This window comes from Altererythrobacter rubellus, assembly GCF_030284385.1.
Classification (GTDB): domain Bacteria; phylum Pseudomonadota; class Alphaproteobacteria; order Sphingomonadales; family Sphingomonadaceae; genus Erythrobacter; species Erythrobacter rubellus.
Map to the genome: position 1 here is coordinate 946,773 of NZ_CP127221.1, position 12,659 is coordinate 959,431.

Genomic DNA, 12,659 nt, shown 5'->3' on the forward strand with positions numbered 1-12,659 from the left:
GGAGACAAGGTATGAAAACACGCGCCGCCGTGGCTTTCGAAGCGAAGCAGCCGCTTGAGATTGTCGAGCTGGATCTGGAAGGCCCCAAGGCGGGTGAAGTGCTGGTCGAGATCATGGCGACCGGTATTTGCCACACCGATGCCTATACGCTTGATGGCTTCGACAGCGAAGGCATCTTCCCCAGCGTGCTGGGCCACGAAGGGGCGGGCATCGTGCGCGAAGTCGGCCCCGGTGTCACCAGCGTGAAGCCAGATGATCACGTGATCCCGCTTTACACACCCGAATGCCGCCAGTGTAAATCCTGCCTTTCCGGCAAGACGAACCTGTGCACCGCGATCCGCGCGACACAGGGGCAGGGGTTGATGCCGGACGGTACCAGTCGCTTCAGTTACAAGGGGCAGACGATCTTCTACTACATGGGCTGTTCGACCTTTTCGAACTTCACTGTCCTGCCCGAGATCGCTGTGGCCAAGATTCGCGAGGACGCCCCGTTCCAGACCAGCTGCTACATCGGCTGCGGAGTGACGACAGGTGTCGGCGCCGTGACCAATACCGCCAAAGTGCAGGTGGGCGACAATGTGGTGGTGTTCGGCCTCGGCGGCATCGGCCTCAATGTGATCCAGGGCGCGCGGCTGGCTGGCGCGAACAAGATCATCGGCATCGACATCAATGAGACCCGCGAGGAATGGGGCCGCAAGTTCGGCATGACCGATTTCCTCAACACGCGTGGCATGAGCCGCGACGACATCGTTGCCAAGGTGGTGGCCATGACCGATGGCGGCGCGGATTACACCTTTGACTGCACCGGAAACACCGAAGTGATGCGCACCGCTCTGGAATGCTGTCACCGTGGTTGGGGAACCAGCGTGATCATCGGCGTGGCCGAAGCGGGCAAGGAAATCGCTACCCGCCCGTTTCAGCTGGTGACAGGACGCAACTGGCGCGGTACCGCATTTGGCGGGGCCAAGGGTCGCACCGACGTTCCGAAAATCGTTGACTGGTACATGGACGGGAAGATCCAGATCGACCCCATGATTACTCATGTGCTGAGCCTCGAAGAGATCAACAAGGGCTTCGACCTGATGCATGCAGGCGAGAGCATCCGGAGCGTGGTGGTGTACTGATGGCTACAAAAGTAAATTTTTCCGAGAAATTCGCCTTTTTTTCAGAGCATTGGGTACCCCCTTGCTTCACGGTACAATGGCAACGAGGTGCCCTTGTGCAAAGTCGAGGGCGAATATCACTGGCACCAGCATCCTGACACCGATGAGCTGTTCCTGGTTATCGAAGGCGAGCTCGATATGGAGTTGCGCGACCGGACCGAGAATCTTGTACAAGGGGACCTGATTGTCGTCCCGCGCGGGACTGAACACCGCCCCTGTGCGCGCAAGGGTGAGGTCAAGCTGTTCGTGATGGATGCAGATGGCACACCGAACACCGGCGATGGGGAAACGGCATTCAAACCCATCGAAGTCTAAGCCTGCGCTAGTTCAGGCCTGCACAACCTTCTGTTCGATAGCGCCAAAGATTGAGTGATTGTCACGATCGCGCATTTCCACGCGCACCTGATCACCCGGCTTCATGAATGGCGTCTTGGGTGCGCCATCATAGATCGTTTCGATCATGCGGATTTCCGCGATGCAGCTGTAGCCTAGCCCGCCTTCGCTGACCGGCTTGCCCGGGCCACCATCCGCGCCTTTGTTCGAAATCGTGCCTGAGCCGATGATCGCGCCGGCACCTAGATTGCGCGTTTTTGCCGCGTGAGCGACCAATTGCGCCATGTTGAAGGTGGCATCCACGCCCACTTCGGCACGGCCAAAGGCTTCGCCATTGTAATCGACCATCAGCGGCAAGTGGATCAGCGTATCCTTCCACGCATCGCCCAGCTCATCTGGCGTCACACAGACTGGCGAGAATGCGCTGGAAGGCTTGGACTGGAAGAAGCCGAAACCCTTGGCGAGTTCGCCCGGGATCAGCCCGCGCAAGCTCACGTCATTGACCAGCATCACCAGCTTGATGTGTTTTGCTGCGTCCTCTGCCGATACGCCCATGGGCACATCGTCGGTGATCACCGCCACTTCGCCTTCCATGTCGCATCCCCAGGCAGTGTCGCCCAGCGGAATGTCTTCGCGCGGGGCCAGGAAACTGTCGCTGCCCCCCTGATACATCAGCGGATCGTGATAGAAGCTTTCCGGTACTTTGGCATCGCGCGCTTTGCGCACCAGCTCGACGTGGTTGATGTATGCACTGCCATCGGCCCATTGGTACGCGCGCGGCAGCGGCGAATGGGCTTCGCGTTCGTGGAAGCGTTCGCACGGCACCGCCTCATGCTCGACATCCATGGCCAGCACTTCGAGCTTGGGAGCGATTTCCTCCCAATTATCAAGCGCTGCCTGCAATGTCGGCGCGATATTGTCCGCCGCGCAGTAGCGGGTGAGGTCTTTCGATACGACGACGAGCTTACCGTCGCGGGTTCCGTCATTAAGTGAGGCGAGTTTCATGAGGACATCTCGGGATTATCTGGTTGATTGTCTGGGTGCGCGCGCTGGAACTCAGGCAGGGCGAGGCATGCTTGCGCAATGCGCGCGATATGTGGTTTGTCGCTGCAATCGAATTGGAAGCGTTCCGCATTGTAGAACTGCGGCAACAGCACGACCTCGAAGAAGCCGGGCCTGTCGAACAGGAAATCGCCCGTTCCGAGCTGCGCCAGCCGCGCTTCCAGTGGCGCGAATGTACGCGCCAGCCAGTGGCGATACCAAATGTCGATCTCTTCCTGCGAATGGCCGAGCGGATCCTTGAGATACTTCAGCACCGGCAGGTTGTTCACGGCGTGCGTCTCGGTTGCGATCGCATAGGCAAGCTCGCGCGCGGTGTAGCGGTCTTCCAGATCGGCTGGCAGCAGAGAGTTTTCAGGATAGGCTTCATCCAGCCATTCGATCTGCGCCATGGATTGGGCACGGTCGCACCCGTCAGCCTCTAGCATCGGCACGCTACCAAACGGGTTGCGGCTGGTGAAGGCTTCACCCTTCTGCTCGGACGTCAGCAGGTTCACCGGGATATACTCGTAGTCGATCCCTTTCAGCTCCAGCGCGATGCGCAAGCGATAGGTCGTCGAACTGCGGAAGTAGCCATACAGTTTCATCACGCAGAACTCCTACAGGATGGAACACTTGGAACACTGTTCAGGGGTGGAAAAGTCATCCGTTTTTCAAGGACTTGCAAAATGCGCCTGTTGGAGCATGTAGGGCGCAATGTTGGATTGGCACGTATGCCTGTCCTATGCCAGTTCTTGGCAGCGTAGGACAGCAACTCGCGCGTTTCCTTCATCAAAACGCCGCGATCCCCGTAATCCCGCGACCCAGGATCAGAGCGTGGACATCATGTGTACCTTCATAGGTGTTGACCGTTTCAAGGTTCACCATGTGGCGGATCACCTGATATTCCCCGCTGATGCCATTGCCGCCATGCATGTCGCGCGCCTGACGCGCGATATCGAGCGCTTTACCGACATTGTTGCGCTTGACCACGCTGATCATGTCCGGCGCAAAGCGGCCTTCGTCCATCAGGCGACCGACGCGAAGCGAGCCTTGCAGGCCCAGCGCGATGTCGGTCAGCATATCTGCCAGCTTCTTTTGGTAAAGCTGCGTTCCGGCCAGCGGGCGGCCAAACTGTTTGCGATCCAGCCCGTATTGCCGCGCAGCGTGCATGCAGAATTCGGCTGCGCCCATCGCGCCCCAGCTAATCCCATAGCGTGCGCGGTTGAGACACCCGAAGGGACCTTTCAGGCCTTGCACATTGGGCAGCAGCGCATCCGCACCTACCTTCACATCATCCATCATGATCATGCCAGTGGTGCTGGCGCGCAGTGAAATCTTGCCTTCGATCTTGGGCGCGGAAAGCCCCTTCATGCCCTTTTCCAGCACAAAGCCGCTAATGCCGCCGCCATGCTCTTCGCTTTTTGCCCAGACCACGAACACATCGGCGAAAGGCGCGTTCGAAATCCAGGTCTTGGAACCATTGAGGACATATCCATCGCCGTCCTTCTTCGCGACGGTCTTCATGCCAGCAGGGTCAGAACCTGCGTCGGGCTCGGTCAGGCCAAAGCAGCCGATCAGCTGGCCCGAGGCGAGGCCGGGCAAGTATTTGCGGCGCTGTTCTTCCGATCCGTATTCATAGATCGGGAACATCACGAGCGATGATTGGACCGAAGCCATCGAGCGATACCCGCTGTCGACGCGTTCGATCTCGCGCGCAATCAATCCGTACGCAACATAGCCAGCGCCTGCGCCGCCGTATTCCTCCGGAATGGTTGCGCCCAGCAGGCCCGCCTGGCCAAACATCGGGAAAAGTTCGGGTGCGTCGATTTCGTCAGCGAAAGCTTTTATTACGCGCGGCTGCAACTCGCTTTGTGCAAAGCCATGCGCGGCATCACGGATCATCCGCTCGTCTTCGGTCAGCTGGGTTTCCAGATCAAAGGGATCTTCCCAGTTAAACGGCACCATTCCGGCCATTAGTTACTCCTGAAACTATTTTACGGCTCCATTCGCAGGAATGGCGTGCGGCGACAAGTCTTGTCTAGCGATTTAAGAGTGTGCGTGAAAGGGGCGATGCGGAAGGCGCGAATGAGCACATTCCCTATCGAGGTTTCTCCCTTGAACCGGTGTCGCGACTGGTTCAGCCGTTCTGGCCAAACTTGCTTGTAAAGCCGGCCTCGTCGCCTGCACTCAACAGTTTGGCTTGCTCCACCCATGCATCGCGGCGGATGCGCCCCTGGAAGCGCCCGAGGTGGGCATCGATGCGCTCGATATCCGCATCATTCCATGCGGCAATATCTGCGAAACGCGTCACGCCTTGTTCGCGCAGCAATGTCGCGATCTTGGGTCCAAGGCCTTTAATCCGGGTCAGGTCATCGGCGCCGGCTGGAGTTGGCGCGGTAACCGAAGCTGGTGCGGGGCCAGCGTCAAGAGGCGGCGCAGGTGTGCCTGCATCAATCAGCGCCTGATTACGGCTCGCGCGCTCTGCGCCTTCATCGAGCACGTCCCTGGTCGAGCTCTCTCGCACAACCTTGGCCTTGCGGTTGGCGCGGCCAATCAGCCAGACAATTGCGATCGCGACCACAAATCCGATCGCGATATAGACTCCATAGGCTTCCAGAATTTCAGCAGCAGTCATCAATCAACATCTTCCTCAGCTCGGCGTGTCACCGCCAACATTCTTGCGAAACAGCAGCCGGTCTTCTTCGCCGAATCCCTTGCGCCAGATCACAAAGCCATAAGTTGCCAGAATCGCCGGAATGCCGAAGATCAACTCCATCCATTCGGGCAATTGCGTGAACGCGAAGCCCACAATTACCGCAGGCGCGGTTGCCCATACAAGGCCCCAGCGCCAATTGCTGACCGGCGCTTTAAGCAGATTCTTGAGCAGCAATGCCTTTATCAGGCTGGAGGCGCCGAGCGCCAGGAACAGTGCGCCAGCGGCGCCAGCGGCTTTGAAGCCTTCGTCCAGCTGCAGATACTCTGCCAGCATGATGAGGCCAATAGTCAGCGCGGCTTGAAGCGCGATGATCCCGATTGAAATCGCGAGGTTACGTTTGCGCGCAATATAGACCAGCACGCTTTCGGAAACGACCGCCATCGACGCAACGACTTCGGCGGCAAGCAGGATTGCGAGCGCGCCTGTACCGCCGACAATTGCCGGGCCGCCAAGCCCCATCACCGCTTCGCCTGGTATGGCCAGCGCAAGCGCAATCGCAGCCTGAACCGCAATGATCCAGAACCCGACCTGGCGCACTTGCGCCGCGATCGCGTCCATATTGCCGATCTTCAGGTTCTTGGTCACAACTGGAGACAGAATGGGTTCAAAGCTGGACTTCAGCTTTTGCGGCAGAGTGGCGATTTCTTTCGCGAAGAAGTAGATGCCCACTGCGCGCTCTGACGTGAATTGACCAAGCAAGAACACATCGAGCAATCGCGTACTGCGCTCGATCACGTCGGCGCCGGAAAGCGGTAAGGCCCGCAGGACCATCGAACCAAGATAGCGCGGGCGGGGGCGCCATCCATCAGGCAAGCCGTAAGTGCGGATGAATGACCACAAGGCTGTCAGAAGCGCGGCATAAATCGCAACGACAAAGGCGAGTGCCAGCCCGCTCTCGCGTGCGCCGGGTATGTAAAAGAACGCGAGCACAGCGATTGACTTGACCCATGGCTCGACAAGCGCGCGTGCGCGTACGGTTGTGGTAATATCATATCGATAGGCCTGCGCGGCGAGCAAGATCTCGGTCAGCGCAAAGGCAGGGATCGCTGCCACCATCAGGATGTCAAGCGGGCCGTTGACGCCGTTCGGGAACATGATTGCTGGAAAGATCAGTACAATCACTGCCGCCAAAGCGGACACGATGAGTGCGGCCAGCATCCCGTCGAACACGAGATTAACGGGTTTCTGAGCGTCTTGATCGGCCCCTTCGGTCAATCGTTGTGCAAGCCCGCGCTTCTCGCCCAGAGCGCAGAACAGCGCGAATATCTCGATAATGACGAAGGCCGATGCGAAGCGGCCCATGTCTTCGACGCCATACAAGCGGTAGCCAATGAACAGGAACGGGATGCCGCCGATCAAGCGGATCAGGAAGCCAAGCGTGTTGGTTCGCCCGCCCTTGGCGAGAGTTGCCATGTCGTCTTTGTGTGCAGAATCAGCGCTGCTCACACAGGCTCGCCCTGTTCGGTGGTCAATGGCCGTGCGAGCAGTTGCGCAACAACTTTGGCAGGGGTTGCGCCGCCCAGGATGGCATTGACCGCTTCAACGATAGGCATATCGATTTCGCGTCCTTGCGCCAGTTCATGCAGGACGGGGGCCGTGTGCGCCCCTTCGGCAACTGTCTTGCGATCCGCCATCAATTCGGCCGCGCTTTTGCCTTCGCCCAGCGCTTTGCCCAGCGAGAAGTTACGGCTCGACGTACTGCTGCAAGTCAAAACCAGATCGCCCAGACCGCACAGACCCGACAGCGTGTCACGCTGCCCGCCCAGCGCCTGCCCGAAACGCAGCATTTCGGCATAGCCACGCGCGATCAGCGCCGCACGTGCGTTCTGGCCCAGGCCAAGCCCGTCCACCACGCCGCACGCGATTGCGAGCACATTCTTGATCGACCCGCCGATCTCGGCTCCGGTCACATCCTCTGTGAAATAGGGGCGGAAAGTCGGCCGCGCGATAGCAGTGATCAGCCGATCCCATTGTGCTTCACCGCCAGTGCAGGCGAGTGTGACTGCCGTCGGCAGGCCGGCGGCAACTTCATGTGCAAATGTCGGGCCGGACAGAACGGCAATTTCACTGTCAGGCAGCGCGTCCTTCGCGACATTGTTCATCAAGCGGCCGGTGCCCGCTTCGATACCCTTGCTGCACAGCACAAGATCGCCCGGCGCCTTGGGCATCTGCCTTAGCACGCTGCCGAGATGCTGAGCGGGCGTGACGGCGAGAACAATTTCAAGCTCGGCAAACTCGCTCAGATCGCTTGTCGCGCGGATGGTTTCAGCAAGTTTGGCCGACGCCAGATAGGTTGTGTTGCGGTGCGTGCTGTTGATCTCTTCGACTACGTCAGGCTCCAGCGCCCAAAGCACCACATCACGGCCATCACTGGCCAGCATTTGCGCCAAGGCCGTACCCCATGCGCCTGCGCCAAGGACACCCACCGGTCGGTGAGAGGTCATGCTTTCACTCCTGCGCCGCGTACCGGCTCGGCTTGAGGGTCGAGCGGCCAGCGCGGACGCGCGGCGACATCCAGCGGATCGAAAACGCCAAGCGGCAAGCGTTCGCAGCCAGCCCAAGCGATCATCGCGGCATTATCGGTGCAAAGCGCCATTGGCGGCGCAGTGAAGCGCATGCCGTGCCGTTGAGCAAGCTTTTCCAGTGCAGTGCGGATGGTCTGGTTCGCGGCAACACCGCCTGCGACGACCAGATTGCCCGGCGTCTCGATACGTTCCAAGGCATATTCAAGCCGGTCAATCAGGCAATCGACGGCGGCTTGCTGGAAACTGGCCGCGATGTCTGCGTCGGTATGTTCGCCGCTGTCCTTAGCTCTCAAGACTGCGCTCTTGAGGCCGGCAAAAGAGAAATGCGGTTCTTTCGATCCCTTGAGTGGACGCGGCAATGGCACCGCTTGCGGATCGCCTTGCATGGCAAGCTTTTCCAATGCAGGCCCACCCGGATAGCCAAGGCCGAGCACCTTGGCGCTCTTGTCGAAGGCCTCGCCCAACGCGTCATCGATTGTTGTGGCTAATCGGCGATATTCACCGACGCCTTCGACCAGCAGGATCTGGCAATGTCCGCCGGAAACCAGCAGCAAAAGATAGGGGAATTCGAGGTCCGGATTCGCAAGGCGCGGGCTGAGCGCATGCCCTTCCAGATGATTGATCGCGAGCAGCGGTGTGTCAGACGCCATTGCAAGCGCCTTGGCCGTTACGAGGCCAACCATCACCCCGCCGATCAGACCGGGCCCCGCAGTCGCCGCAATCGCATCACAATCCGCCAGCGAAAGGCCCGCTTCGTCCATCACGGCTTTGAGCATCGGCGCGAGTTTTTCGGCGTGCGCGCGCGCGGCAATTTCGGGCACGACCCCGCCATAGGGTGCATGCTCTTCGATCTGTGAGGCGATTTTTTCGGCAATAATCGTCCGATCACTCGTAACCAGCGCCACGGCGGTTTCGTCGCAACTCGACTCAATGCCCAGAACTATTTTTGGCTTCGCGTTCATCGCGCTTTCCCTTAGAGGTTTGCGAGGTTAGAGCAAGCTCAGCGATGAACGACGAAACACCAATTATCCGCCTGGGAACGCGCAATTCCCCGCTGGCGATGGCGCAGGCCTATGAGACGCGGCGGCGACTATGCGGCGCGCATGGCTGGGATGAATCAAAGGTCGAATTGGTGCCGGTTGTGGCGAGCGGGGATAAAGTACTCGATCGTCCGCTGGCGGAAATCGGCGGCAAGGCGCTGTGGACCAAGGAGCTCGATCATTGGCTGCACGATGGCACAATCGATGCCTCGGTTCATTCGATGAAAGATGTGGAGACGCTACGGCCCGGTACGCTGACAATCGCGGCGGTCATGCCGCGCGCGGACACCGCGGATAGTTTGGTTGGCGCAAAGTCGGTTGCGGACATCCCTGAAGGCGCGACAGTGGGAACCAGCGCGCCGCGCCGCGCGGCGCAGCTGCTGCATGCGCGGCCGGACTGCAAGGTTGTGTCGTTTCGCGGCAATGTCGCAACGCGGCTCGCCAAGCTGGAAAAAGGCGAGGCGGATTGCACTCTGCTGGCCTCTGCTGGACTTGATCGATTGGGAGAGGATTCGGTCGGCGCGCGGCTTGATCCTGAGATATGGTTGCCCGCGCCCGCGCAAGGCGCGATCGGGATCGAATGCCGCACCGATGATGCACAGACGCAAGAATTCTTGGCGGCAATAGACCACGCGCCGAGTCACCGCGCAGTCATGGCCGAACGCACTCTGCTAAAGGCACTGGGCGGAAACTGCCATAGCCCGATCGCGATGCTGACCACAGCGCAGGATGATGTATTGGCGCTGCGCTGCGCCCTGTTCAGCCCGGATGGTCGTGAACGGATCGAAGCGACGCATAGCGGCTCAGCGGAGGACCTCGCATGGGTCGCGGCCATGGGGAGAGAACTGATCGCGCGCCTTACGCCCGGCATGGCACCACATTTCGGGCAACACGAGGTGTGACAAAGGCCTTCGCCATCCGGCCCGAGCCGGGGCTTTCCAAGACCATCGCAGCGGGTGCGGCGCGCGCGCTACCCATCGCTGGGGTAGCGCTTTTCAAAGTGATACCGAGTGGTTGGACTTTGCCGGATCTGGAGGCATTTGATGCACTTCTGGTGGGAAGCGCCAATGCCTTCCGCCATGGCGGGGACAAGCTTTCCGCTCTCACTCATCTACCGGTCCTCGCCGTAGGGCAAACGACCGCGGATGCCGCGCGTGACGCTGGCTTTACGGTCGCACGGGTCGGTTCTGGCGGATTGCAGCAAGTACTCGACGGGATCGGCGGCGATTTTCAGCATCTCTTGCGCCTTTCAGGCGAAGATCATGTGACGCTTTCCTCTCCCGCCGATGTGCAGATCACCGAACGCATCGTCTATCGGATTGGCAAGGTCGACTTGCCAGAAGAGGTCGCGGCGCAACTATCCAAGGGGGCGCTTGTCCTGTTGCACTCAGCCGAGGCGGCGCAGCACTTCGTGAATGAATGCAATCGTTTGGGCGTTGATCGGACGCATGTTTCGCTTTGTGCGCTGGGCCCGCGCATTCTCGAACCGGTCGGAGAGGGTTGGCAAGCGGCGCGCGCGGCTGCTAGTCCCAACGAGAACGATCTCTTGGCCTTGGCAATTGCAATGTGCCAAGAATAAGACCGGGACAGAGTGATGGTGGTTAAAGGCTGGCGAAAGCCTGTGGGTCGTAGAACGGAAAAATATGGAATCTAGGTTTGGTAGCCGACGCACAAAGCCTTCAAAGGGCCCGATTTTCGGGGCGGTTGCGGCTGCGTTTCTACTGGGTGCGTCGATTGTAGGGATTTTCTACTGGCAAGATACGAAAGAAGAAGAGCCGGTCGCGCTGTCCAATGAAGCGGGCCAGGCGCAGGCCAATCTCCCCGCCATCGCCGATAGCGCCGAAGACGCGCCAGCACCCAGTCCCACGCCAGCTGAAGAGGCGGCCGTGGTAGTAGCCGCGGTAGAAGCAACCGAAGCGGTTGAACGCGTTGCTGAGCAACAAGGCGGACTTGATCAGCGATTGGCAGCGGCGGAACAGCGACTTGCGCGTCTGGACCTGCAAGCACAGGCTGCAGCGGGTAATGCCGCGCGTGCCGAAGGTCTGTTGATCGCATTTGCCACGCGCCGTTATATCGAGCGCGGCGAAGAGCTGGGTTATCTGGCAGACCAGCTAAGGCTGCGCTTCGGCGACAGCTGGCCCAATGCGGTGCGAACCGTGATCAGTTTCTCGCGTGATCCGATAACGCTGGATTCCCTCCTGGCGCGGCTGGATGGCCTCGCTCCAGAGCTTCAGAAAAGCGAAGGGATCAACAGTTGGGCTGATTTCCGGCGCGAATTGAGTGAATTGTTCGTTGTGCGGCGTGAAAGCACACCATCGCCTCAGCCCGCGCGGCGTTTGGAACGCGCGCGGCAGTTCCTGGAGAGCGGGCGGATCGATTCCGCTATCGGAGAGATCAAGAATATGCCCGGGGCGGCAACCGCAGAAGACTGGATTGCCGATGCGGAACGCTATGCCGCTGCAATGAGTGCGCTGGAAACCATCGAGATGGCAGCCGTGCTTGATCCGGGCCGCTTGCGCGATGGCACAGGTACGCCTGTTGAACAGCGTAGCCCGGTTGAAGCACCCGGTGGCGAATAAAGCGTTGAGTTAGCCGCGCAGCAAAGCGGGTGCATCGCCAGAAACGCCGCGGGCTTCGTCCATAAACCAATGCTTAAGGCCCGGCATTCGTTGGACGCCAGCCATGCCCAGGCGCCGAACGGCCGATGCTGCCTTGCCGGGCACGCCGAACAACCGGGTCAGCCCGTCTGTCGCGCCCATTACCATCAGCGAGTCGAGCGCACGCCAATTCTCGTATTTCTTGAGCATCTGCTCATTGCCGAGATCGAGGCCCAGCCGCTGCGCTTCTTCCAGTACTTCGACCAGTGCGCCTACATCGCGCAAGCCCAGATTAAGGCCCTGGCCCGCAATCGGGTGCATGCCATGCGCGCTGTCACCCACCAAGACAAGCCGTTCTCCGATAATCTTGGCAGTGTGCTGCAGGCTCAAAGGATATGAAGATCGTTGGCTGTTGAGCGATACTTCGCCCAGCAGATCACCCATGCGTTTTGTAACCTCGGCCAGAAACGCGCGGTCTGACAGCTTCAGAATGCCTGCTGCGTCCTTTTCGTCGACGGTCCAGACCAGCGAGCTGCGATGCGTGCCATCTTCGCCATCAAGCATGGGCAACAGGGCAAATGGGCCAGCCGGATAGAAGATTTCCCACGCCACATTGTCATGCGGTTTTGTATGAGTCAGACCTACGATGATCGCGCGGTGGCCATAGTCCCACTTCGCCATCTTGAGGCCTTCTTCCTCGCGGCTAGGCGAAAAGCGACCTTCCGCGCCGACCATCAGGTCGGCCTCCAGCTTTCGTCCGTCTTCCAGTGTGACCGAGACACCGAATTCGCCGCGCTCACGCGATGCGACATTCACCGGCGCATGCCAGCTGATCAGCGGTTCCTGCGCCGCCGCTTCGAACAGCGCCAAGCGCAACTGGCGGTTGGCAAACATACGGCCCAGCGTGCCGTCATGCGGTTCCGGCGTGAAGTCGAGCCGCCCGGGCTTCATCTGATCGCTCACCGCGATACTGTCGATCGGGCTGCCATATGGCTCCAGCGCGTCCGCAATTCCGATATTGGTGAACAGGTTCCAGCTGGCTGTCGAGATGGCTGATGCCCGCCCGTCGAAGCCTTCGGCTGTCAGACTGTCAGGATCGGCGCGGTCCACCACATGGCTGGAAAATCCCTTGCGCGCCGCCGCAATCGCCAGGGTCATACCAACTAGGCCGCCACCGATGATCAGGAGATCGTGTTTTTGAGGCTGTGGATCGGACATAGGGAACTGTAACTCTCAGTATGGAT

General features: G+C 59.8%; 13 protein-coding genes. 5 read left to right on the top strand and 8 right to left on the bottom strand.

The genetic code is table 11. The features are described 5' to 3' along the window. Positions 1-11 precede the first annotated feature (11 nt). Together QQX03_RS04730 and QQX03_RS04735 are read left to right on the top strand one after the other, a co-directional pair. A complete protein-coding gene (locus QQX03_RS04730) occupies positions 12-1,124 on the top strand; it encodes an S-(hydroxymethyl)glutathione dehydrogenase/class III alcohol dehydrogenase (protein ID WP_285976719.1) in 1,113 nt (370 codons plus the stop codon). Positions 1,125-1,211: 87 nt separating this feature from the next. Beyond that, positions 1,212-1,478, top strand: a complete 267-nt coding sequence (locus QQX03_RS04735) for a cupin domain-containing protein (protein WP_285976720.1) — start codon at positions 1,212-1,214, stop codon at positions 1,476-1,478. A gap of 12 nt (positions 1,479-1,490) precedes the next feature. Here the strand turns inward: QQX03_RS04735 and QQX03_RS04740 are convergent, their stop codons facing one another. The 7 genes from QQX03_RS04740 to tsaD all read right to left on the bottom strand — a co-directional run bounded on the left by QQX03_RS04740 (position 1,491) and on the right by tsaD (position 8,740). Further along, positions 1,491-2,501 carry a fumarylacetoacetate hydrolase family protein gene (locus QQX03_RS04740; protein WP_285976721.1) on the bottom strand — a complete coding sequence of 337 codons (1,011 nt, stop codon included), beginning with the start codon at positions 2,499-2,501 and terminating at the stop codon, positions 1,491-1,493. After that, a complete protein-coding gene (gene maiA, locus QQX03_RS04745) occupies positions 2,498-3,142 on the bottom strand; it encodes a maleylacetoacetate isomerase (RefSeq protein WP_285976722.1) in 645 nt (214 codons plus the stop codon). The genes QQX03_RS04740 and maiA overlap by 4 nt, the downstream gene beginning before the upstream one ends. Positions 3,143-3,326: 184 nt before the next feature. Then, the gene (locus QQX03_RS04750) at positions 3,327-4,502 is read right to left on the bottom strand and encodes an acyl-CoA dehydrogenase (protein ID WP_285976958.1); all 1,176 of its coding nucleotides are present in this window, start codon (positions 4,500-4,502) and stop codon (positions 3,327-3,329) included. A gap of 172 nt (positions 4,503-4,674) precedes the next feature. Continuing rightward, entirely contained in the window at positions 4,675-5,172 is a 498-nt protein-coding gene (locus QQX03_RS04755; RefSeq protein WP_285976723.1) for a helix-hairpin-helix domain-containing protein, read from the bottom strand. Positions 5,173-5,187: 15 nt separating this feature from the next. Further along, positions 5,188-6,666, bottom strand: a complete 1,479-nt coding sequence (locus QQX03_RS04760; protein WP_285976959.1) for a lipopolysaccharide biosynthesis protein — start codon at positions 6,664-6,666, stop codon at positions 5,188-5,190. A gap of 29 nt (positions 6,667-6,695) precedes the next feature. Then, positions 6,696-7,697: an NAD(P)H-dependent glycerol-3-phosphate dehydrogenase gene (locus QQX03_RS04765; RefSeq protein ID WP_285976724.1), complete on the bottom strand. Its 1,002-nt coding sequence runs from the start codon at positions 7,695-7,697 to the stop codon at positions 6,696-6,698. Then, the gene (gene tsaD, locus QQX03_RS04770) at positions 7,694-8,740 is read right to left on the bottom strand and encodes a tRNA (adenosine(37)-N6)-threonylcarbamoyltransferase complex transferase subunit TsaD (protein ID WP_285976725.1); all 1,047 of its coding nucleotides are present in this window, start codon (positions 8,738-8,740) and stop codon (positions 7,694-7,696) included. The genes QQX03_RS04765 and tsaD overlap by 4 nt, the downstream gene beginning before the upstream one ends. A 44-nt stretch (positions 8,741-8,784) precedes the next feature. Here tsaD and hemC point away from each other — a divergent pair, with 44 nt between their 5' ends. The 3 genes from hemC (at position 8,785) to QQX03_RS04785 (ending at position 11,397) form a co-directional block, all read left to right on the top strand. Further along, positions 8,785-9,720 carry a hydroxymethylbilane synthase gene (gene hemC / locus QQX03_RS04775; RefSeq protein WP_285976726.1) on the top strand — a complete coding sequence of 312 codons (936 nt, stop codon included), beginning with the start codon at positions 8,785-8,787 and terminating at the stop codon, positions 9,718-9,720. Next, the gene (locus QQX03_RS04780; protein ID WP_285976727.1) at positions 9,717-10,397 is read left to right on the top strand and encodes a uroporphyrinogen-III synthase; all 681 of its coding nucleotides are present in this window, start codon (positions 9,717-9,719) and stop codon (positions 10,395-10,397) included. The genes hemC and QQX03_RS04780 overlap by 4 nt, the downstream gene beginning before the upstream one ends. A 64-nt stretch (positions 10,398-10,461) precedes the next feature. Then, positions 10,462-11,397, top strand: coding sequence for an MICOS complex subunit MIC60 (locus QQX03_RS04785; protein ID WP_285976728.1), 936 nt, complete (start codon positions 10,462-10,464; stop codon positions 11,395-11,397). 9 nt (positions 11,398-11,406) lie between these two features. On the opposite strand, the gene QQX03_RS04790 is transcribed toward QQX03_RS04785, so the two are convergent. Beyond that, complete coding sequence (locus QQX03_RS04790; RefSeq protein ID WP_285976729.1) at positions 11,407-12,633, bottom strand: UbiH/UbiF/VisC/COQ6 family ubiquinone biosynthesis hydroxylase; 1,227 nt, start codon at positions 12,631-12,633, stop codon at positions 11,407-11,409. Positions 12,634-12,659 lie beyond the last annotated feature (26 nt).